General features: G+C 68.2%; 15 protein-coding genes. 11 read left to right on the top strand and 4 right to left on the bottom strand.

Features of this window, described 5'->3' with window-relative positions; translation table 11 throughout:
* The first annotated feature begins 11 nt into the window (after positions 1 to 11).
* Genes ACO1P8_RS13145 through ACO1P8_RS13105 form a run of 9 tightly spaced genes read left to right on the top strand, consistent with a single transcriptional unit; the run spans position 12 to position 13,957 of the window.
* Positions 12 to 2,471 (top strand): type VI secretion system Vgr family protein, encoded by a 2,460-nt coding sequence (locus tag ACO1P8_RS13145; protein ID WP_486296327.1) that lies wholly within the window; start codon positions 12 to 14, stop codon positions 2,469 to 2,471.
* Between the two features lie 4 nt (positions 2,472 to 2,475).
* Positions 2,476 to 5,112, top strand: coding sequence for a DUF2169 family type VI secretion system accessory protein (locus ACO1P8_RS13140; protein WP_486296326.1), 2,637 nt, complete (start codon positions 2,476 to 2,478; stop codon positions 5,110 to 5,112).
* Positions 5,102 to 6,052 (top strand): pentapeptide repeat-containing protein, encoded by a 951-nt coding sequence (locus ACO1P8_RS13135; RefSeq protein ID WP_486296325.1) that lies wholly within the window; start codon positions 5,102 to 5,104, stop codon positions 6,050 to 6,052. The genes ACO1P8_RS13140 and ACO1P8_RS13135 overlap by 11 nt, the downstream gene beginning before the upstream one ends.
* A gap of 22 nt (positions 6,053 to 6,074) precedes the next feature.
* Positions 6,075 to 6,791 carry a DUF3540 domain-containing protein gene (locus ACO1P8_RS13130; protein WP_486296324.1) on the top strand — a complete coding sequence of 239 codons (717 nt, stop codon included), beginning with the start codon at positions 6,075 to 6,077 and terminating at the stop codon, positions 6,789 to 6,791.
* A gap of 15 nt (positions 6,792 to 6,806) precedes the next feature.
* Positions 6,807 to 7,211 carry a DUF4150 domain-containing protein gene (locus ACO1P8_RS13125; protein ID WP_486296323.1) on the top strand — a complete coding sequence of 135 codons (405 nt, stop codon included), beginning with the start codon at positions 6,807 to 6,809 and terminating at the stop codon, positions 7,209 to 7,211.
* A gap of 10 nt (positions 7,212 to 7,221) precedes the next feature.
* A complete protein-coding gene (tssJ, locus tag ACO1P8_RS13120; protein ID WP_486296322.1) occupies positions 7,222 to 7,926 on the top strand; it encodes a type VI secretion system lipoprotein TssJ in 705 nt (234 codons plus the stop codon).
* Between the two features lie 16 nt (positions 7,927 to 7,942).
* Complete coding sequence (gene tssK / locus ACO1P8_RS13115; protein ID WP_486296321.1) at positions 7,943 to 9,337, top strand: type VI secretion system baseplate subunit TssK; 1,395 nt, start codon at positions 7,943 to 7,945, stop codon at positions 9,335 to 9,337.
* A gap of 4 nt (positions 9,338 to 9,341) precedes the next feature.
* Positions 9,342 to 10,019: a DotU family type IV/VI secretion system protein gene (locus ACO1P8_RS13110; RefSeq protein WP_486296320.1), complete on the top strand. Its 678-nt coding sequence runs from the start codon at positions 9,342 to 9,344 to the stop codon at positions 10,017 to 10,019.
* 26 nt (positions 10,020 to 10,045) lie between these two features.
* On the top strand, positions 10,046 to 13,957 hold the full coding sequence (locus ACO1P8_RS13105) for a type VI secretion protein IcmF/TssM N-terminal domain-containing protein (protein WP_486296319.1): 3,912 nt from the start codon (positions 10,046 to 10,048) through the stop codon (positions 13,955 to 13,957).
* A 22-nt stretch (positions 13,958 to 13,979) separates the two neighbouring features.
* Here ACO1P8_RS13105 and ACO1P8_RS13100 read toward each other — a convergent pair whose 3' ends face one another.
* Positions 13,980 to 14,924 (bottom strand): dihydrodipicolinate synthase family protein, encoded by a 945-nt coding sequence (locus ACO1P8_RS13100; protein ID WP_486296318.1) that lies wholly within the window; start codon positions 14,922 to 14,924, stop codon positions 13,980 to 13,982.
* Between the two features lie 254 nt (positions 14,925 to 15,178).
* Between ACO1P8_RS13100 and ACO1P8_RS13095 the strand changes: the two genes are divergently transcribed.
* On the top strand, positions 15,179 to 16,081 hold the full coding sequence (locus ACO1P8_RS13095) for a LysR family transcriptional regulator (RefSeq protein WP_486296317.1): 903 nt from the start codon (positions 15,179 to 15,181) through the stop codon (positions 16,079 to 16,081).
* A 43-nt stretch (positions 16,082 to 16,124) separates the two neighbouring features.
* Here the strand turns inward: ACO1P8_RS13095 and ACO1P8_RS13090 are convergent, their stop codons facing one another.
* Positions 16,125 to 17,888, bottom strand: coding sequence for an IlvD/Edd family dehydratase (locus ACO1P8_RS13090; protein WP_486296316.1), 1,764 nt, complete (start codon positions 17,886 to 17,888; stop codon positions 16,125 to 16,127).
* Positions 17,889 to 17,970: 82 nt separating this feature from the next.
* The gene (locus ACO1P8_RS13085) at positions 17,971 to 18,975 is read right to left on the bottom strand and encodes a Bug family tripartite tricarboxylate transporter substrate binding protein (protein WP_486296315.1); all 1,005 of its coding nucleotides are present in this window, start codon (positions 18,973 to 18,975) and stop codon (positions 17,971 to 17,973) included.
* A gap of 273 nt (positions 18,976 to 19,248) precedes the next feature.
* On the opposite strand from ACO1P8_RS13085, the gene ACO1P8_RS13080 reads away from it, so the two are divergent.
* Entirely contained in the window at positions 19,249 to 20,637 is a 1,389-nt protein-coding gene (locus tag ACO1P8_RS13080; RefSeq protein WP_486296314.1) for an MFS transporter, read from the top strand.
* Here ACO1P8_RS13080 and ACO1P8_RS13075 read toward each other — a convergent pair.
* The gene (locus ACO1P8_RS13075; protein ID WP_486296313.1) at positions 20,634 to 21,398 is read right to left on the bottom strand and encodes an amino acid ABC transporter ATP-binding protein; all 765 of its coding nucleotides are present in this window, start codon (positions 21,396 to 21,398) and stop codon (positions 20,634 to 20,636) included. The genes ACO1P8_RS13080 and ACO1P8_RS13075 overlap by 4 nt on opposite strands.
* Positions 21,399 to 21,416: the final 18 nt, after the last annotated feature.

Genomic DNA, 21,416 nt, shown 5'->3' with positions numbered 1-21,416 from the left:
GGAACCCCGCCATGGCCAACACCTACGACTACAGCTTCCGATGCGAAGCCCTGAGCGGCATGCTGCGGACGTCGGCGTCGCCCGCCGACGACGTCCTCGTGACGCACTGGCAGGGTACCGAAGGGATATCGCTGCTCTACCGGTTCGACATCACGCTGGCCGTGAGCCAGGGCGGCATCGCGCTGGAGAAACTGCTGAACCAGCCCGCGACCCTCTCCTGCCGCACCCCCGCCGGGGATGTCCGCCAATGGAGCGGTATCGTGACGCAGGGCGTCGAGCGCGGCCGCGACGAGGTCCACCATTACTATCGGCTCACGCTGGAACCGCGCATGGCGCGCCTGCGCAACATGCGCTGGTCGGACATCTACCTGATGCGCGACCTGGCCGACCTGATCAAGCAGCTTCTGGGCTATGCCGGCCTGGACGAGCCGTACAGCACCGACAATGCGCCCTACGACTACCGCATCTCGGCCACGCAGCTGACGTCCACCCGCACCGAGTTCACATGCCAGTTCGAGGAGACCTGCCTCGACTTCCTGAAGCGCAAGCTGGAGTACTACGGCGTGTACTTCTGGTTCGAGCAAGGCACGGACAGGGAATCGGTGGTCTTCGCCAATGACGTATCGCAGCAGCCGGACACGCCGGATAACGCCGTCCATTATCCCAAGGGCATGATCGATCCCGACGCCCGCGAAATCGCCATCACGCAACTGAACCGCCGTGTCGCGCTGCCGCCGGGCATGGTCGTGCTGCACGATTTCCAGGAACAGGGCAACACCACCCTGACGCTGTCCAGCCAGGCCGACGTGCCCAAGCCCGGCGACGTGCAAACGCTTGGAGAGATCCACAGCGCCGCCGATCACTTCGAGCAACTGGAAGGCGACACCGTTATCTCCGGCGCCACGCTGGCCGCGTGGCGCGCGCAGCAGTTGGCATGCGAACGCCTGCGCGTGGAAGGCGAAGCGCGCACGCCCGGCATACGCGCCGGCCGCTTTCTGTCCGTATCGGAATACCTGCGCGGCATGGACCCGGGCCAGTACTACGTGGTCCAGGTCTCCCATGAAGGCACGCAAGCCGTCGAAACCGAACCGCAGACCGATCTGCAAGCCTATCGCGCCGCATTCGTGGCCCTGCCCCGCACGCTGGACCCGGAGGACAGCGCCTCCGGCCCGCTGCAGTTCCGGGCCCCGCTGGATACACCGGTGCCGCAGGTCGCGCGCCTGATCAACGGCTTCGTCGACGTCGCCACGCCGGGTTCGCCCAAGCGCTACGCGCAGCCCGATGCCGACGGCCGCTACAAGGTGCGTTTCCTGTTCGCGCGCCAGCGGTACGACGGCGACCGGAATTCCGCCTTCGTGCGCATGGCCACGCCCTACGCCGGCGGCGCAAGCTCGCAAGGGCTGACCAACGCGGGCATGCATTTTCCGCTGCGCGAAGGGACCGAGGTGCTGATCGCCTTCCTGAACGGCAACCCGGACCGCCCGGTCATTGTTTCCGCGCTGCCCAACAGCGAGGCGCCCAGCGTGGTCAACGCGCAGAACTCCGCGCACCACGCGATTACCACGCCCGGCGGCAACCAATTGGTGCTGGCGGACTCCGCGCCGGGCGGCACCGAGGACGAGCAGGCCGTCTACCTGTCGAGCCCCGTCCAGGAGACCTCGCTGAACCTGGGCAAATCGGATGAGGAAGGCGTGGGCGACGGCTGGCACCTGAAAACGGAGCAGCACGGCGAACTGTTCTCCGGCACCAGCATGCTGATCGAGGTTCCCGGCCATTACCGCGTGGCGGCGGGATCGGACACCAATGAGGGCCTGGCAAACTTCACCGGGTCGGAAGTGCAGGACCTGCCCACCGGCGTCAGCATCGGCCAGAGCGGCGGCATCGTCATCGAGAACTTCCTCGGCATGAAGATCGAAAGCGTCGAGGCCATCACCATCGGCAACTACTTCGGCGCGAAAGCCGAAATGAACGAAGCCGCCACGTTCGAAACCACCCTGGGCGCCAAGCTTTCCCTAGAAGCGGTTCTTTCCAAGGAAATCAACCTGCTCGAAAAGAACCATGTCCACGATGCATCGGCCCACACCAATGCCCTGACGTCCTGGATCGCCGCGAAATGGAGCGGCGTGCTGGCCGAAAAGGAGGAAAAGGTGGGCGCCATGGAAATCGCCGCGCTGGAGACCTACAAATTGTTCACGCCGGATGCATGGCTGGGCTCCGTGGCTTCCAGCCTGAGCCTGGAGCCCGCCGGCGCCAAGCTGACCAGCGAAACGCTGACCCTGGACGGCTGGGGCACGGCGACTTTGACCAGCCTGGCCACCACCACGATCGAGGGCGGGATCTCGACGATGGAGCTGACCAACGCCGCCATCGCCATGGAGACGTCCACGCTTTCGGTGTCGGCCACGACCGGCGTGGAAATCGAAACGTTCGGCGACGTCTCGATCAACGGCACCATCGTCACGATCGGATAACACGATGCGCGTATACAAACCCGCCGACGCGATGCTGCTGCTGGGCCACCAGTCCCGCGGCGGGCAACCCTCGCTGACCGTGACCGTCGGCTATTGCTGCGGCCTGGACGGCAAGCTGGTATCCGAGCAGGATACCTGGGCAGCCCTGATGCCCCTGTTCCGCAAGCAGCCCTTCGATCTCTCCCAAAAGAAGTCGCGCGCCGGCTTCGGCGTGGCGGGCGACGCCTGCGCGCCGGAAGGCTCGGAGGTAACCGGCCTGACGGTCCGCGTCGGGGTGGGCGGCCTGGAAAAGAAAGTGCTGGTGCAGGGCGACCGTATCTGGACCCGCGGCATCGCCGGCTGGCAGGCGAGCCAGCCGCGGCCTTTCGCGCGCATGCCGTTGGGCCTGGAGCGGGCCTACGGCGGCAAGGGCTGGGCCGCCAACCCGCATGGGCGCGGCCATTGCGCGGCGGCCGACCAGGCCGATGGCGTGGCCCTGCCCAACGTGGAACGCCCCGAGGCGCCGGTGCTGCGGCCGGCCGACACGCCGCGGCCCGCCGTCCTCGGGGTGCTGCCGCAAGGAAGCCCGGACCTGACGCGCTGGTTGGGATCCTTCGATGCCCGCTGGCAGCGCGATCGCCTGCCATGGCTGCCGGACGATACGGATCCCCGCTGGTTCGACCGCTTCGAACAGGATCAGTGCGGCCAGGGTTATTGGCGCGGCGACGAAGCGTGGTTTGCGGAAAACATGCATCCACGCCACGCGGAACTGCGCGGCAAGCTGCCCGGCATGCGCCCGCGCCTGTTGCTCCGCCATGCGGCCACGCCCGACCAGCGCGCCGAATTGCCCCTGGACCTGGACACCGTCTGGCTGCTTCCCAACGACCAGCGCGTCCTTGTGCTGTACCGTGCCGAGACGGCCGTGCGGCGCGAGGACGCGGAAGACGTCCTGGGTGTCGCCGTCTTCACCGAGCGCATGGCCGACGAGCCCGCGACACTGCAATATTGGGCGCGCCAGTGGCAGGAGCAGGACGACATGCGCGCGACGCCGACGCCCTCCGCGCCGCCCGCGCCCGGCCCCGAGGCCCAGGCGCTGAGCGCCGCCGCGGCCCAGGCCACGGCCGATGCGGAAAAGGCCGCGCAGGCGCATCGCGCCAACGTCGCCAAGACAATTGCCGATGCGCGCCAGGGCGCATTGGCCGAAGCGGACCAGCACAGCCGCGCGTTCGGCTTCGGCCCGCTGGCCGACAAGCTGGCCAAGGCCGATCCCGCCGGCGTCGCGCCGCTGCCGCCGGCGCCGGCGTGGCCCAGCGAACCGGCGGCTTTCAAGGCGGCGGTCCGGCAGTATGTCGCCGACGCCCTGGCCGCCGGGGAAGCCGAGGTCCGCGCCAAGTGGAAGGAATTCGGCGGAGATTTCGACGCCGCGATGGCGCGCGCCAAGGCGCGGCCGCAAGTCGACGTCGACCCCGCCGCGCTGATCGCATCCCTGCGCATCGCACCGGACAAAAAGCAGGCCTTGCTGAAGCAATACGAAGAATTCCAGGGCAGGATCGCCGGCGTGCAGGCGAAGGCGGCCGACATCGCCGCCAAGGCCGATGCGTTGCGCGAGCAGAAACCACCCGATATCCCGATCCCGGAAGAAGGGCTGCCGCGTGGACCGCGCGACGTGCTGGATCGCGCCGCCCTGCTCGCCCGCCATGCCGGCGGCGCATCGGCGCGCTGGACGTCGCTGACCGGCCTGGATCTTTCCGGCCTGGACCTGCACGGCGTGGACCTGACCGATGCCGTGCTGCGCCGATGCGTGCTGCGCGGGACCGACCTGCAGGGCGCCAACCTGGCCGGCTGCCTGCTGGAGGACTGCGACCTGGACGGCGCGCGGCTGGCCAAGGCCCGTTTCGCGCGCACGCAGTGGAACGGCTGCCGGGCGGCCAAGGCCGACGCCGCGGGCGCGGACTTTACCCTGGCGCGACTGCAAAAGACTGTCTTCGCGCAAGCCGACCTGGGCGCCAGCACCTGGACGCACGCGCAGGCCATCGGCTGCGACTTCGCCAAGACTATCCTGCGCCGCGCGCAAGGCATGGAGGCGCGCTACAAGTCCTGCAGCTTCGCCGCGGCCGACGCCGCCGAAAGCCGCTTCGACAAAGCGCTGTTCGACAAGTGCAGCCTGGAAGGCGCCACGCTCGAAGGCGCCGCGCTGGGAGGCGCCACGCTGACGGCCTGCAAGGCCGGCGGTGCGCGCTTCGGCGGCGCGCACCTGCAGGGCCTGCGCACGCTCAAGGGCACCAGCCTGCGCGATGCCAGCTTCAATGGCGCGCGGCTGGACCGGGCCGTGCTGCAGGACACGGATCTCGGCCATGCGACGCTGCGCGAAACGTGCATGGACCGGGGTTTCCTGAAAAACTGCGACCTGTCCGGCACGGACGGCTGGCATCTGGAGGCGCGCACCTGCGATTTCACCGGCAGCCGTATCGTCCAGGCCAGTTGGCGCGGCGCCAACCTGATGAAGGCGCGGCTGCGCCAGGTCGTGCTGCAGGACGTCGACCTGACGGGCGCGAACCTGCACGCCGCCGATACCCGTACCGCCACCGTGCAGGGAATCAAACTCGAACAGGCGCTTTTGACACGCTGCCGGCTGCTGGAGGAATACGCCCGTGGCCAGTGACGATCAGAACCGGAACACCCTGCTGGAAGCGCTGCGCGCGGGCGAAACCCTGCCACCCGACGCGCTGGCCGGGGCCGACCTGCGCGAGGCGGATCTGTCGGGCCTGCGGCTGGCCGGCCTGGACGTGCGGGGCGCGCGTTTCGACGGCGCCGATATGCGGCGGACCATCTGGGCGCGCTGCCGACTGGACGGCACCAATATGGATGGGGCCGCGCTGGAGAGCGCATCCTTCACGGCCTGTCGCGGCCACGCCGTTTCGCTGCGCGCGGCCAAACTGACCAAGGTCTGGATGAAGGATTGCGTATGGCAGGAAGCGGACTTCCATTTGGCCGAACTGGCACGCCTGGCGGCGCAGAATACCGCATTCCCGGGCGCGCGGCTGAAGACCGCCAAGCTGGACCGCGCCTGGCTTTCGGAATGCGACCTGTCCGGCCTGGACCTGGCCGGTGCCGCCTGGCAACAAAGCCATCTGCCCGATACCAAACTGGCAGGGACATCGATGGCAGGCGCCATCCTGGCCCAATGCAGCTTCAATCGCGCCCATGCGCCCGATGCCGACTTCACGGGCATTACCGCCCCCGGCGTGTCGTTCTACACCGCCGTGCTGGAGAACGCCCGCTTCGATGGCGCGAGGCTGGACGGCGCGATATTCGACCAGGCCCGCCTGGACCGTGCCAGCTTTGCCGGCGCATCGCTGCAAGGCGCGCGGTTCTACGCCGCCAGCTCGGTAGGCATCTCCTTCGGGAGCAGCAGACTGGCGGATGCCGATCTATCGCATCTGCGAGCGGCGCACGCGGACTTCAGCCGCGCGGACATGACCGGCGCGAAGCTGCACGCCGCCGAACTGCCCGACGCATCCTGGCGCGAGACCGTGCTTGAAAACGTGCGCCGCGACGATCCCGAACTGCGTGCCGCGGAACTCTGGCGGCCACCCGTTTAACCCTTATGCGACCGGAATTGCCATGACCCGTCCTCAATCCGCGCTTCGATCGGCCACCGCACCCCACACCGGCCCACAGGCAGAACCGCCTGACGCGCCGCCCTCCACGGATGCATTCGCGGGCGCCCGCATGTACCATGCGCGGCTCGTCATGCGCGACGGCGCGCGCTACGGCGCGCTGACCGACGAAGGGGCATTCTGGGTGGCGCAGGCCGCCGGCTGCCTGCTGCAGCCCGACGTCGGCGATCTCGTGCTTGTCAGCGTGGCGGACGGCCGCGGCTATGTTCTGAGCGTGCTGGAGCGAGGGTCGCCAGAAGCCGTCGCCCGTATCGAGATCCCCGGCAGCCTGCGCCTGTCGGCGCCGCAGGGCCGGCTCGAACTGGATGCCGCCCACGGCGTGTCGCTGGACGCCGGCCCGTCGCTTTCCCTCAAGGCGCGGGAGGCAGACGCGGCCTTCCATCGCGTCGAGGCCTGCGTGGATTCGCTGCGCATCGCGGGGGAAACGTTGCATACCACCTGGACCGCGCGCACCGATGTCAGCGGTACGCGGCTGGACATCGCCACGCGCGGCGAGACCCATCTGGCGCAAAGCGTGCGGCGTGTCGCCGGGCACGAAGAGGTAACCGCGGGCTCGTTGCGGCAGACGGTCGCCGAGGACTGGTCCGTCCAGGCCGCGACGGCGGACCTGAAGGCGACCGACCGCGTCGCGGTGGACGCCAATTCCGTCCAGATCGGTTGATAGGGAGAAGCGACCATGTTCATGCTCAATATCGGCGGCGCGATGGCCATGGCAACCGTGCCCGACGTCTGCCTGACGCCGGCCGCGCCGGCCCCCATCCCCGTGCCCTATCCGAACATCGGCACCACGGAAATGGCGGACCCGGGAAGCATCGTCGAAAACGTCCTGGTATGCGGCATGCCCGCGATGAACCAGGCGTCGACCATCCTGCTGACCAATGGCGACCAGGCCGGCACCGCCGGAGGCGGCGTTGCCTGCGGCGAGATCATGGGCGAAGTGGCCTTCGTGACCGGCACCCCCACCATCATGGTGGGCGGACCTCCCGGCGTGCGGCTTACCTGCATGACCACCCAGAACGCCAACAACACCATCGGCCTGGTCTCGGCGCCCAGCCAGACCGTGGTCATGCTGCTCGGTTGAACGCACCGCGATGAATTCCACCCGCCACCTGACCCGCCGCGCCTTCGCCGCCCTGCTGTGCGCGGCCGCGCTGTCCTCATGCAGTTCCCTGAACAGCATGATGGGCGGCAATTCCGAAGGCGACGCGCTGAAAGCCATGAAATGGACCTATGCCGGCGACGGCATACAGCTGGCCGTCACGGCCGATCCCAAGCTGAACCAGTCCACCGGCCAACCCCATACGCTGGCGATGACGGTCGTGCAGATGGAGGACCCCAGCGTCTTCGCGCCGTACGCCACCAGCTCGTCGAAGATGTCGGCGCTGCTCCTGGCCGACGCGCCGCCGCCAGGGCTGCTGGCGCTGAACCGGCTGTTCGTCACGCCGGGAGAAAACCGGGTCATCGTCCTGCCGCGCGTCGAAAAGGCGCAGTACGTCGGCCTGGTGACCGGCTACTACCACCTGGACCCGGCGCGCAGCGCGCGCCTGTACCAGATAGGCGTGGAAATCGATTCAAGCGGCATCGTGGTCAAGACCCGCAACGCGGCGCCCGAACCGCTGAAGATCGAGCTGCGCCTGGGCGCCGATGGCATCCAGGAATCTCCAGGCACCCGCACACCGCCCGTGGAACCGGTGCGCCCCAAGGGAGGCCAGATTTCCCCGCCTCTCGCGCAACCCTCGTACCCCGCATCCGGGCAAGCATCCCCGGCCCCCGCGACGGCTCCGTCCAAACAATGAACCGCAACGGCTAAGCATGGCTACGCACCTGAATCAACCTTTGTTCTGGCACCAGGGCCTGTTCCTGCAGCCCCATCATTTCCAGTACCAGGACGCCTGGACCGAACGCCTGCTGGCGCGCCAGATCGAACTTACCCTGCCGTGGTGCTGGGGGTTCGGTGCGCTGGACATCAACGACACGGCGCTGGCCGCGCGCGAAATCGTGGTCGACCACTTGGCGCTGCGCTGGCGTGACGGCACCCTGACGGAAATACCGGGCAACGCCCGCATCGAATCGCGGCGCTTCGAGCTCGGCGATTTTTCGCAAGGCCCGCGCACCCTTTATGTGGGGCTGCGCCGCCACATCGAAGACCAGGCCAACGTGCAAAAGTACGAGAACCTGGACGATGCCGTACAGGCCGATGCGCGGCTGGCGGTGCCGGCCGACCCGCTGGAAGTCCCCGACCGCTATGCCAACGGCGCCAAGGGCCGCGTCACCCTGATGACCTACGTCCTGCGGCTGTTCTGGGAAGAGGAAGTCAACGACCTGAGCGACTACGACGTCATGCCGATCGCGCGCCTGGAGCAGGACGGCGAAATCGTACGCCTCGTCCCCCGCTTCGTGCCGCCATGTCTGAATCTGGCCGCGTCCAAGCCGCTGCAGCTGATGATGATGGAGCTGCGCGACGAAGTGATCGGCCGCGCGCGCCAGCTGGAGGTCTTCAAGCAGCCCGTGGCCAGCCGCTCCGGCGAAGACGGCCAGTTCGCGCCCCTGCTGGCCCTGTCCGTCCTGAACCGCTACGGCCCGCAGATCATGCACCTGGTCGAGGCCCGCGAAACCCACCCCTGGCATCTGTACGGCGTACTGCGCCAACTGGCCGGCGAACTGAGCACCTTCTCCGAATACTGCGACCTCCTCGGGGAAACGCGCGACAACCAGCAATTGGTCCGGCCTTACAAGCACACGGACCTGGGCCCCACCTTCATGGGCGTGCTGGACCTGATCAGGCGCCTGCTGAACGAGATCACCATCGGACCGGAAATGCTCGTGCACTTCGAACAGGATGGCGCCTCGGGCAACCTGTTCCGCGCGGACATGCCGCCGTCCTTCTTCGGACCGCGCCACCGCTACTACATCATGGCGCGCAGCAGCGTCGAACCCGCCGCTCTGTCCGAGTCCATCCTGCTGGAGGCCAAGCTCGGCACCCCGGATCAGATCGAAACGCTGGTGACCCGCTCGCTGCCCGGTATCGAAATCATGCCGTTGCAAACGCTGCCGCTGGGCATGCCGCGCCGCGCCGGCAGCGCCTATTTCCGCATCGAAAGCCTGTCCGAAGCCTGGGACGCCGTCGTCCGGGACGGCCGCCTGTCCCTGTTCCTGCCGGACTCGCCAAGCGACATGCGCCTGCAACTCATCGTCATCAAGGGATAGAACCGTGCGGCTGAGCAATATCTGGGTGTCTTCCATGGAGCAGGCCAGGGCCGCGATCGGCGGTCCCGATAGTGCCCTGGACGCGGCCGCGGTCGCGGAGCAGCTCAAGCAATCGCTCGATGCGACCGTGGCGCGCGCGCAGGCCGGCGGCTACACCGCCGCGCAAACGCAGTCCGCGCTATTCGCCGTCGTGGCCTGGATCGACGAGCTTGCCATGTCGCGCGACTGGGCCGGCGGGGCGGCGTGGCGGCTGACGCCCCTGCAGCGGCATTACTTTTCGACCACGCGTGCCGGCGCGGAATTCTTCGAAAAGCTCGAGGCCTTGCCCGAGGACGCCATCGAGGTACGCGAGGTATACGGCCTGGTATTGCTGGCCGGCTTCGCCGGCCGTTATATCCATCGGCCGCCGGGTGAACTGGCCGCGTATCGCTCCGCGCTGCTGGACCGCATCGCGCGCGAGCGCCAGATGTCGCCGCTGGATCCCGACCAGCCGCTGTTCCCCATGGCGGGCGCGCGCCGTCCCAAAATGGCCCAGTACCGGCGCGGCCTGGCGCCTTCGCTGGCGACCTTCGTCCTGATCGTCCTGCCGCTGTGCGCCCTGCTGGGCCTGTACCTGTACCTGGATTACGGCGTCGCGGTGGAAGCGGCGCAGATTACCGCTTCCGGCCGCACCGGCCCCTGACCCGAATTCCTTACGCTGTCCGCGCAATGATCAAAAAACTGTTTGTCGTCGTCGCCTGGTTGTTGGGCCTGCTGCTGCTGGCACTGGGATGCTGGGTGCTGGGCCTGTACCTGGGCTGGCCGCTGTGGCGTTCCGTTGCCCTGTTCGCGGGCGTGCTGGTGGGACTGTGGCTGCTCTGGTGGCTGCGGGGCCAATGGCTGGCCTGGCGCCTGCGGCGCAGGCTCGCGCGGCCGGTCGGCGTGACCAGCGTCAGCACGGCGCGGCTGGATTCCGACTGGCGCGCCGGCCTGGCCGCGCTCAAGCAGTCGCGCCTGTCGCGCTTCGGCTCGCCCTTGTATGTCCTGCCCTGGTACCTGATCCTGGGTCCGCGGGACACGGACAAGACGGAACTGCTGCGCCGGGTAGCGGGCACGGCTCCGGTCCAGGGGCAAGGCGACGAACCCGCGGTACTGCAATGGTGGCTGCTGCGCAGCGGCGTCGTGCTGGATCCGACCGACGAAATGCCGGAGGAACAGCGCGCGCCCGATTCGCCCAACTGGCGCCGGCTGCTGCATTGGATGATGCGCACGCGCCGGCGCGAACCGCTGAACGGCCTGATCGTGGCCTTCAACGCGATCTGGCTCGCCGATGGCACCGACGCCGAACTGAACGAGGCGGGCCAGGGCCTGCGCAAACGCCTGGACGAGCTGACACGCATCTACGATGCCCGTATTCCGGTCTATATCGTCCTGACGGGCTGCCAGGCCATTCCCGGCTTTTCCGCCTGGGCCACGGCGCTCGGGCCGGATCTTACCCGCCATGCCATGGGCTTCCAAAGCCCGACGCCGAACGCCAGCGTCACGCAATTCATCAGCGATGCCTTCAACAGCATCGTGCATCGCCTGTTCGACCTGCGGGTGCTGCAGGGAGTACACGCCCAGCCCGCCGCCGATGCGTTCGCGCTTCCCGAACGCATGGCGCCGCTGGCCAAGCAGTTGTCCAAGGTGCTGCGCCAAGCCTTCCAACCCACGCCTTACGCGGAAACCCCCTTGATGCGCGGCCTGTTCCTGACCGGACAGGCGCCCGGCAGCGATCGGGGCCAGCCGGGATGGTTCGCGCCGGGATTGTTCAACAGCGCGCTGCCGTCGCAGCGGCATGCCTGGCGTCCGGTGGAGCGTTGGCGCATCTGGCGCCGCCTGATGCGCCATGTGGTGGTCGTCGTATGGCTGGGCGCCTGCGTCGCCTTCGGGGCATTTTTGATTCGCGCGGGCAATACCGCCCGCGACCAGATGCGGATGGCCCAGGTCCAGGGCTACGGGCCCCAGGACTTCTCCGGCCCGATGTCCAGCGACCTGCACGCGCTGCAGGGCGAGCGCGCCACCATTCACGCCCTGTTGGCGCGTCCGGATTGGGAACAGCGCTGGATGCCCTTCCAACGGCGCGTGAACACCTTGCAGCGCACGCTGATGAGCCGCTTCGTGGGCCAGTTCCATCGCGAAGTCATCGCCGCCGATCTGGATCCCCTGCTGCTGAACAGCCTGCCGCAGCTGGCCAACGGCCAGAACGACAGGCTGCTGGCGGCCTGGGCGCAAACCGTCGTGCGGCGGCTGAACCTGCTCGACACCGCCATCGACGGCAAGGACGTGTACGGCTTGCCCGCCCCGGGCGGCGAATTGCCCGTCCTGCTCGCCAGCACGCACCAGACCCTGGGGGATCCGATGGACGGCGTCCTGCTGGGCGATATGTACCGGGACTACCTGACCTGGCAAGGCAATCCGCAGATCCTGAAGGACGAGTCGCGGGGGCTGCGCCAGGTCCTGGCAAGCCTGGACCTGACGGACCGGTCCACGCACTGGCTCTATGCCTGGGTCGACATGCAAGGCAACCTGAAACCCGTCCGCATGAGCGACTTCTGGGACATCCAGGACCGCCCGGGCCTGCCGCTGATCCCGGCCGCGCTGACCCCGGAAGGCGAGCGCGCGGCCTCCGGCTTCCTGGACGAATTGGGTCGCGCCACCGGAAACACCGACGAGTGGGCGACCCGCCGTCGCGAATTCCAGCAGCACTACCAAAGCGCGGGACTGGAAGCGTGGTTCCAGTTCGCGGACGTGTTCCCCCGCGTGCCCGATCTTCTGTCCGACGGCACGGCGCGCCGCGCCGTCATGTCCACGCTCCTGACACGGAACGATCCCTATCTGCGGCTGATGCGGCGGCTGGCCGCCGTCGGCGAGCGCCTGCCCATCGGCTCGCGGCCGGACTGGATCGTGCAGGCCGCCAGGCTGGATGCCCTGAACGGCCTGGCCGATGCCGGCCAGGGAGCCGCCGGAGCCTTGCAGAAAGTCGACGTGGTGCAGCGCTTCGGTGGCGAAGTCGTCAAGGCGCTGCCCCAGGTTGGATCGCTGAACCAGGGCCTGACGCAGCTGAAGAGCGACGGCGCCGCCCTGCAACTGCTGCAGACCTATCGCAAAGGCATCCACGACACCATCACGCCGCTGCAGCAAGGCGAGGGTACCGCGATGAAGGCGGCCATCGACATCTGGTCGTACGGCCATGACCCCAATCTGAAGAGCGTGCCGCTGAACGACGCGAAGACCGCGCTGGACAGCCTGCGCACGCAACAGGGCGCGTCCGGCGCGCGGTCGCACGTCGTCTGGAACATCGCCGAAGGGCCGATGGATTTCGTACTGGACTACGCCGCGCGCAACGCGGGTTGCCAATTGCAGCAGCAATGGGAAAACAAGGTGCTCAGCGCCATCCAGGGCGTGACCGATTCGGATCTGGCGAATCAACTGCTGTACGGCGAGCGGGGCCAGGTCAAGGCGTTCATGGACGGCGACGTCAAATACTTCGTGGACCAGGATGCCGTCCGCTTCCAGGCGCGGCCGGCCGACGAGAAGAAAGTCCCCCTGAACGGCCAGTTCTTCGCTTTCGCCAGCATGACGCAACTGCGCCAGGTGGCCCTGGCCACGCAGCAATTGCAGTCCAAGCGGTCGGCGGACGAAGCCCAGGCGCTGACGCAGCAACAGGCGGAACTGGAAAAGCAGATCTCCAAATTGCAGGCGACCACCGGCACGGTGACCTTGAACACCGTGCCGCCCCAAACCAATCCGACCGCGCATGCGCTGCCGCAGAGCGTGACGCTGAGCCTGCAATGCGCCAGCGGAACGATCAATCTGGAGAACCTGAACTTCCCCAACAGCGCGGTGTTCCCGTGGTCGATGCAGACCTGCGGCGATACGACGCTGCGCATTCACTACGCCAATTTCGACCTGACCCGGCAATGGAGCGGCGCGACCGGTTTCGTGGACTTCCTGCGCGATTTCGCCAGCGGCCAGCGACGCTACACGCCGGCCGACTTTCCCGACCAGAAGGCCGACATGTCGCAGGCGGATGTCCAATACCTGGTGATTACCTACCGCCAACAGGGCCAGGCTCCGCTGGTGGGCGCGTTCTCGCAGGCTGCGACGCTTGGCGCGCAGGCGGACGGCATCAAGGCGCGGCTGGCCGAGCTGCAGCCCGGGACGGCGCCGGGCTCGACGATGCCCACGCCCGCGCCCCTGCCTTCCGTGCCGCAACGCATCGTCGGCTATTGCATGGGGCCGGTAAACGACATTCCGCTGGATCTCGCGCCGCCACCGGCGCCGCCCATTGCGGTGCCGTCAGCTCCGCCTCGCGGCACCGTCGCGCCCGCGCGCCCGCCGGCGCCCGCGCCCCGGGCCGCGGGTCCCAAGGGCCCTTATGCAGTGCAGGTCGGCATCTTCTCGCACCCCGAAGCCGTACTGGAGACCTTGAAGAAAGGCGGATACGCGGTGCAGGACTCCGGCATCACGATCAAGGACGGTACCTATCGGCAGATACGCGTCACCGGCTACACCAATCGGGACGCCGCCGAGGACGCGGCGGCGAAGATCGGGCGCCTGCTGCGGTTGAAGCCGGAAGTCATCCGGCTGGACGGATAGATGCAGGCGGGCAATAAGCCCGCTATTCCGAATACCGCAGCGTCTCCGCCATCGGCATGCGGTAATCCGCGTCCGCCAGTTGGCGCCGCAGTTCCGCCCCCTGGGCTTCGGTCAACTCGACCAGCGGCGGGCGCACGATGGACCAGGCATCGTCGCCGGATTGCCAGGCCACCGCTTCCTTCATCGCCGAAATCATGGGGAGCGCCTGGAAGATGCCGCGGATCTGGCGGATACGCTCATGCCAGGCGTCCGCCTGCGGCGTCTGCCATTCCCGATAGACGCGCATGATCTCCGCCGCATTGACGTTGGCCGTGGCGGTAATGCAGCCGACCGCGCCGGCGCGCAGTCCCGGCAGCAGGAAGACTTCGCTGCCCGGGAATACATCGAAGCCGTCCGCCGCGAATTCGCGCACCATTGCCTCGGTGTTGTGCCAGTCGCCGGAGCTGTCCTTGGCGCCCGCGATCTGCTTGGGATAGGCCTTCAGCAGGCGCTCGATCAGCCCCAGGGTGATCGGCACGCCGCTGACGGGAGGGATGTGATACAGGTACACCCGCAGCCTGTCGTCGCCCACGCCTTCGATCAGGTTGGCATAGGCACGGAACAGGCCCTCGTCGCTAACGCCCTTGTAATAGAACGGCGGCAGCACCAGCACGCCCGCGCAACCTCCCTGCACGGCATGGCGCGTCAGCTCGATCGCATCCGGCACGGCGCAGGCGCCGGTGCCGGGCATCATGCGCTCCGGCGGCAGGCCGGCCGCCAGCAGCGCGTCCAGCAGCCCGCGCTTTTCGGCGACGGACATCGACGCGGCTTCTGAATTGGTACCGAAGACCGCCAGCCCCACGCCCTGCTCGACCAGCGCGCGGCAATGGCGCACCAGCCCGTCCGCGCTGGGCGTGCGGTCCAGGTTGAACGGCGTGAGGACAGGCGACAGGACGCCGCGCAAGCGATGGTCGTGGTGATGGGACATGGACGGACTCCTCCGGGCGGACCGGTCGTTCGAGGTTCGGACGCCGGCGCATTGAATGATCATTATGGCTCCGGGCGTCCGTACCGGGGATACCGGGGCCGGACGCCATGCCGCAGCCTGCCAGTGTGGCTGTGCCGGAAACAGAAAAAAAGCCGGTTCCGTTACTATCACACCGCAATATTTTTCAGCATTCGCCCGGCGCCACGCTCGCCGGGCAGTGCGCCCTGGACCGACCCCGCCCGGAAATCATCGCGATGGATACCCGCTACCTGCAGAGCTTCGTCACGGTCGCCGAAAGCGGTTCGTTCGCCCAGGCGGCGCGGCGGCTGGACCTGACGCCGACGGCGGTGGCGGCGCGCATCAAGGCGCTGGAAGACACCCTGGGCCTGTCGCTGATCAAGCGCGCCGGCCGTTCGGTGCGCCCCACCGAGGCCGGCATGCGCATCCTGGAGCGCGCCCGCGCGCTGCTGCGCGATGCGCGCGACCTGGCGGCCCTCGCGGATGACGAAGCCTCGATCGGCGAGCTGCGCCTGGGCGTATTCGTATCCGCGATGACCAGCGTGCTGCCGCCGCTGCTCAAGCGGCTGTACGAGCGCCATTCCAGCCTGTCGGTGTTCGTCATGCCGGGAGCGTCGGTGGACCTGTGCCATCGCGTGGCGGCCGGCGAACTGGATGCCGCCGTCGTGGTAGAGCCGCAATTCGCCATCGGCAAATCCGTGCGCTGGCAATCCATCATGGAAGAGCCCCTGGTCGTCGTGGCCCCGGCCGCCATGAAGGGCCGCGACGCCCACGAGCTGCTGCGCACCCAGCCCTTCATCCGCTACGACCGCTCCGTCCTGGGCGGGCAGCTGGCGGACCGCTATCTGCGCGACCACCACATCGTGCCGCACCAGCGGCTGGAAATGGACAGCCTGCTCGGTGTCGCCGCCCTGGTGGACCAGGGCCTGGGGGTGGCGCTGCTGCCGGACTGGTCTTCGCTGTGGTCGTCGCGCTACGCGCTGACGCGGGTGCCCCTGCCCGGCCGCGCGCCCGTGCGCCGCGTCGGCCTGGTGTGGCAGACGCATGGCGCGCGCGCGGCGCTGGCCGGGACCTTGCTGGAAGACGCGCGCGCGGTGTTTCCGCGTGCCCCCGCGCGCCGCGCGGCGCGCGGGGACTGAATCGCGCCCGGCCCGTGCCGCGGCGGAGGCGGCCCGGACGCGCCTAGGGCTTGCCCACGGGCGTGCTGCCGTTGTCGTTCGTGCCGCGCAGGAAGTCGAAGTCGCAACCCTTGTCCGCCTGCGTCACCGTGCTCAGGAACAGCTTGCGGTAGCCGCGCTCGTCGCCCTCGCGCGGCGGGCGCGGTTGCCAGGCCGCCTGGCGGCGCGCCAGTTCGGCATCGTCGACCAGCAGCGTCAGTTCGCGCCGCTGGACGCTCAGGCGGATGCGGTCGCCGTTGCGCACCAGCGCCAACGGCCCGCCGATGGCGGATTCCGGCGTGACGTGCAGCACGATGGACCCGGACGCCGTCCCGCTCATGCGCCCGTCCGAAATCCGCACCATGTCCTTCACGCCCGCACGAGCCAGCTTGCGCGGAATCGGCATGTAGCCGGCCTCCGGCATGCCGGGCGCGCCCACCGGGCCGATATGCTTGAGGACCATGATGTCGTCGGCGTGTATATCCAGGCCGTCATCGTCCACGCGCCGGGCCAGGTCTTCCAGGTCCTCGAACACGACGGCGCGGCCTTCATGTTCCATCAGCGCGGCGGTGGCGGCGGATTGCTTGATGATCGCACCGCCTGGCGCCAGGTTGCCGCGCAGCACCGCGATGCCGCCTTGCGCGAAGACGGGCTGGCCGAAGGGGCGCACGACGTCCTGCGGGAAAGGCGGCGGCGCGTCGTCCAGCTCTTCGCCCAGCGTGCGTCCGGTGACCGTCAGCGCGTCCAGATGCAGCAGCGGCCGCAATTCGCGCAACAGCGTGCGCACGCCGCCCGCCTTGTGGAAGTCTTCCATGTAATGCTGTCCGGACGGCTTCAGGTCCACCAGCACGGGTGTTTCCTTGCCGATACGGTCGAAAGCCTCCATGTCCAGGCTGATGCCCAGCCGCCCCGCCACCGCGGTCAGGTGGATGATGCCGTTGGTGGAACCGCCGATCGCCAGCAGTACCCGCAATGCGTTTTCGAAGGACTTCGCGGTCAGGATGCGGTCGGGCGTCAGTTGCGCGCCTATCATCGCCACGGCCTGAGCGCCGGTGCGTTCGGCCACGCGGATGCGGTCGGCCGTCACCGCGGGGGGCGATGCGCTGCCGGGTATCGCGATGCCCAGCGCCTCGGCGATACAGGCCATGGTGCTGGCCGTGCCCATCACGGAACACGTGCCCACGCTGGCGACCAATTGGTTGTTGACGTCGGCGATCTCGGTATCGTCGATTTCCTCGGCGCGGTACTTGCCCCAGAAGCGGCGGCAGTCGGTGCAGGCCCCGACGCGTTCGCCGCGATGCGAGCCGGTCAGCATCGAGCCGGTGACCAGCTGGATGGCGGGCACCTTGCCGCTGGCGGCGGCCATCAGCTGCGCAGGCACGGTCTTGTCGCAGCCGCCGATCAGCACCACCGCGTCCATGGGCTGCGCCCGGATCATTTCCTCCGTATCCATGGACATCAGATTGCGCAGGAACATGCTCGTGGGCGACGCGAAGCTTTCATGGACCGAGATGGTCGGAAACTCCACCGGCAGGCCGCCGGCCAGCATTACGCCGCGCTTCACCGCTTCCACCAGCTGCGGCATATTCCCGTGGCAGGGATTGAAGCCGCTGCCCGTATTGGCGATGCCGACGATGGGCCGCGACAGCGCATCGTCGGTCAGGCCGGCGCCCTTGATGAAGGCCTTGCGCAGGAACAGCGAGAACCCCGCATCGCCGTAGCTGGTCAGGCCCTTGCGCATGCCGCTGGCGGCGGCCGCATCGGATGGAGACGAAGACTTCGATGACATGACTATCCTTCATTGAAACCGGCGCACCCGTGGGCGGGTGCGCCGCGATACCGATACTGCGATTCGTGGCGCCGCAAGGCCATCAGTCCACCGTGATCTTCGCGTCCTGGATGACCTGCGCCCACTGGTCGACCTCCGCCTGCAGCCGCTTGCGCGCGTCGTCGGCCGAGGCCGGCGCCACCGCGTAGGCGCCCTGCTGCAACAGCTTCTCCTTGGTGTCCGGCATGACCAGGATCCTGGCCAATGCGGCGTTCAACGTATCCACCACGGGTTTGGGGGTCTTGGCCGGAACCAGCACGCCGAACATCGACGCAACATTGAAGTTGGGCAGGCCGGCTTCGGCCGCGGTCGGCGTATCGGGCAGCATGGAGATGCGATCGGGCATCGTAACCGCAAGGGCGCGCAGCTGTCCGCTCTTGATGAAGGGCAGCGCGGCCGGGACGGTTTCCACCATGGTCTGCACCTGGCCGCCGACCAGGTCCGTCATGGCGGGACCGCTGCCGCGATACGGCACGTGCAGGATGTCCACGCCAGCCTGGCGCTTGAAGAGTTCGGCAGCCATGCGCTGCGGCGCGCCGGCGCCGGACGACGCATAGGTCAGCTTGCCCGGATTGGCCTTGGCATAGGCGATCAATTCCTTCAGGTCGTGCACCGGCAGCTTGGGGTTGACCACGAAAACCAGCGGCACCGCGGCGATGATGGCCACCGGCGTCAGGTCGCGCATCAGGTCGTACGAGATGGTCTTTTTCTCCAGCGTCGACATGATGGAATGCGATGTGATCGCGCCCATCAACAGCGTGTAGCCGTCCGGTTCGGCGCGCGCGACGGCATCGGCACCGAGGTTGCCGCCCGCGCCGCCGCGGTTTTCCACCACCACCTGTTGCTTCAGCACTTCCGCCAGCTTCATCGCGACGACGCGGCCCACCACGTCGGTGGCGCCGCCGGGCGGATACGGCACGACCAGTTTCAGGGCGTGATCCGGGAAAGCGGCCTGGGCGCTTTGCGCGAAAGGCGCCAGGACAGCCAGCGCACAGGCGGCGGCGGTGGTCAGCAAGCGCCTGCGCGGCGCGTAGGGGCGGATGGGCATGCGTTTGTCTCCGTTGTGTTTTTGATGGCCCGATCGCGCAGGCGGCGTCCGGCCGACGACCATTATTGATGGCCGGACCTGAGGAATACCTCGGTTTTGTATGGTTCAGAACGAAATTTTGTTCAGGTCCGGCGCGCGCCGGCCGCAGGTGCGCCCGAAGGGTGCCCCTGCGGTCGGGAAGACACCGGCAACGCGCTCGCGACGACACGCGTTACCATGTCGCGCGATGCGAACCGCCGCCCGCGGCTTGCGCACCCGGACGCCATGCCCGCAATGAAAGACACGCCACCGTCTTTGCCTTCGCCGGATTCCCGGGACGCCGAGGCGCCGACGTCCCGCCACCCGGGTGCCGGCGCGGAGGCATCGGATGCCGCACGATCCCAAGGGAACCCGCCCGCCGCCGGGCCGCCGGACGAACCCTTCGCCGGCGCGGCCGGCGGCGTTCCGCTGTGGGTGCTGGCGCTGTCCACCACGCTGGGCATGCAAACCGTGGCCTCCTTCCTCGACCAAAGCCTGCCCGTGATCGCGCCGCTGCTCACGGCCGGCGCCGGCCTCTCGCCGGAACGGGTCGGCAATCTGTCCTCGCTGAATTCGCTGGGCACCGTCCTGTTCCTGCTGTTCGGCGCGCCGCTGCTGGCACGGCTGGGCCCGGTGCGCATGCTGCAGGCCGGCGCCCTGCTGGCCGTCTTCGGCCTGGGCCTGGCGGCCACCGGCTACTGGCCGTTGCTGATCGTCGGCGCCATCCTGATGGGCATCGGCTACGGCCCGTCGCCGCCGGCGGGCAGCCGCATCCTGGCGGCGACCGCGCCGCCACGGCATCGCACGTTGATTTTCTCGATCAAGCAGGCCGGCGCGCCGGCGGGCGCGGCCTGCGCCGGCCTGATCCTGGCGCCGGCGGCGGCCGCCTGGGGCTGGGAAGGCGCCATGCTGATATCCATGGCCATCGGCATCGCCGCCGCCTGCGTGATCGCGCCGGCACGCCAGCGGCTGGATACCGAACGCGACCCGCGCCGGTCGATACACGTCAAGGCGCTGATTCATCCGCGCGCCTTCCTGACGCCCTATCGCGTGCTGCGCGCCGCGCCGTCGCTGCTGACGGTATCCGCCCTGGCCTTTTCGTTCGCCATCGTGCAGGGCTCGCTGTTCTCGTTTTCGGTCACGTATCTGGTCACCGCGCGCGGCATGCCGCTGGCGACCGCCGGCATCGCCTATGCCTGCATGCAGTTCGCCGGCGTCTTCGCGCGCATCTTCCTGGGCTGGCTGGCCGATCGTACCGGCCGCCCCGCCTACAACCTGACGATCCAGGCCTTCATCGCCGCCGCATTGGTGGCGGCCTACGCGCTGCTGCCGGCATCGCCGTCGCTGCTGCTGGCCGGGACGGCCGCCGGCGCGGCGGGTTTTTTCGCCGCCAGCTGGAACGGCATTTACCTCGCCGAGATCGCCCGGCTTTCGCCGCCGGAAAAAATCGTGGAAGCGACGTCAGCTTCGGTTCTGATCTCTTTCCTGGGTTATTTCGTCGGGCCTTCGATGTTCTCGGTACTGGTCACGCTGACCGGGAATTACCGCATCCCCTTCTTCGTCGTGGCGATCCAGTTGGCGCTGATGGCCGCGGTGCAGCTGGCGGTGTTGCGCCGGCGTTCACGGGCCGGCCAGGCCCGTTAGGCCGGGAGGGACAAGAAGCTGCGCAGTTCCGGCGTGCGCGGGCAATCGAAGATCTGCTGCGGCGGTCCCTCCTCGTGCACCCGGCCCTGGTGCATGAAAACGACCCGGTCGCTGACCTTGCGGGCGAAGCCCATCTCGTGCGTAACGATGATCAGCGTGGACCCTTCGCGCGCCAGATTTTCGATCACCTGCAGGACTTCACCCACCAGTTCCGGGTCCAGGGCCGAGGTCATTTCGTCGCACAGCACGACTTCCGGATTCATCGCCAAGGCGCGGGCGATGGCCACCCGCTGCTGCTGGCCGCCGGAGAGCTGGTGCGGCGCACTGTCGAAACGGCCCGCCAGGCCGACGCGCTCGAGCAGGGACTCCGCCAGCCTGCGCGCATCGGCCTCGGGCAGCTTGCGCACCAGGCGCGGCGCCAGCATGATGTTGCGGCCCGCGCTCATCGTGGGAAACAGATTGAACTGCTGGAACACCATGCCGACGTTCTGCCGCAATTCCCGCATCGCATGAGCATCGCGATGCCGCAAGGCATATCCGCCGACCGTCAGGCTGCCGGCGTCGAAACGCTCCAGGCCGTTGATACAGCGCAGCAAGGTGCTTTTTCCCGAACCGCTGCGGCCAATGATGGATACGACCTCGCTGCGCCGCACGCACAGGTCGATGCCCTTCAGGACTTCCTGGTCGCCGAAACATTTGCGCAGCCCCTTGATCTCCACCAGGCAGGCGTTGCGGTCGCGGCTGATATCGTTGCCGGGCATGGCGAGCTTCCTTTTTCG

Source organism: Bordetella sp. (assembly GCF_057362025.1).
This window is presented reverse-complemented; position numbering and strand designations above follow the sequence as displayed.

Coding starts and splice junctions, on each gene's coding strand:
- ACO1P8_RS13145 (WP_486296327.1), top strand. CDS start 12: ATGGCCAACACCTACGACTACAGCTTCCGATGCGAAGCCCTGAGCGGC.
- ACO1P8_RS13140 (WP_486296326.1), top strand. CDS start 2,476: ATGCGCGTATACAAACCCGCCGACGCGATGCTGCTGCTGGGCCACCAG.
- ACO1P8_RS13130 (WP_486296324.1), top strand. CDS start 6,075: ATGACCCGTCCTCAATCCGCGCTTCGATCGGCCACCGCACCCCACACC.
- ACO1P8_RS13125 (WP_486296323.1), top strand. CDS start 6,807: ATGTTCATGCTCAATATCGGCGGCGCGATGGCCATGGCAACCGTGCCC.
- tssJ (WP_486296322.1), top strand. CDS start 7,222: ATGAATTCCACCCGCCACCTGACCCGCCGCGCCTTCGCCGCCCTGCTG.
- tssK (WP_486296321.1), top strand. CDS start 7,943: ATGGCTACGCACCTGAATCAACCTTTGTTCTGGCACCAGGGCCTGTTC.
- ACO1P8_RS13105 (WP_486296319.1), top strand. CDS start 10,046: ATGATCAAAAAACTGTTTGTCGTCGTCGCCTGGTTGTTGGGCCTGCTG.
- ACO1P8_RS13100 (WP_486296318.1), bottom strand. CDS start 14,924: ATGTCCCATCACCACGACCATCGCTTGCGCGGCGTCCTGTCGCCTGTC.
- ACO1P8_RS13095 (WP_486296317.1), top strand. CDS start 15,179: ATGGATACCCGCTACCTGCAGAGCTTCGTCACGGTCGCCGAAAGCGGT.
- ACO1P8_RS13090 (WP_486296316.1), bottom strand. CDS start 17,888: ATGTCATCGAAGTCTTCGTCTCCATCCGATGCGGCCGCCGCCAGCGGC.
- ACO1P8_RS13085 (WP_486296315.1), bottom strand. CDS start 18,975: ATGCCCATCCGCCCCTACGCGCCGCGCAGGCGCTTGCTGACCACCGCC.
- ACO1P8_RS13080 (WP_486296314.1), top strand. CDS start 19,249: ATGAAAGACACGCCACCGTCTTTGCCTTCGCCGGATTCCCGGGACGCC.
- ACO1P8_RS13075 (WP_486296313.1), bottom strand. CDS start 21,398: ATGCCCGGCAACGATATCAGCCGCGACCGCAACGCCTGCCTGGTGGAG.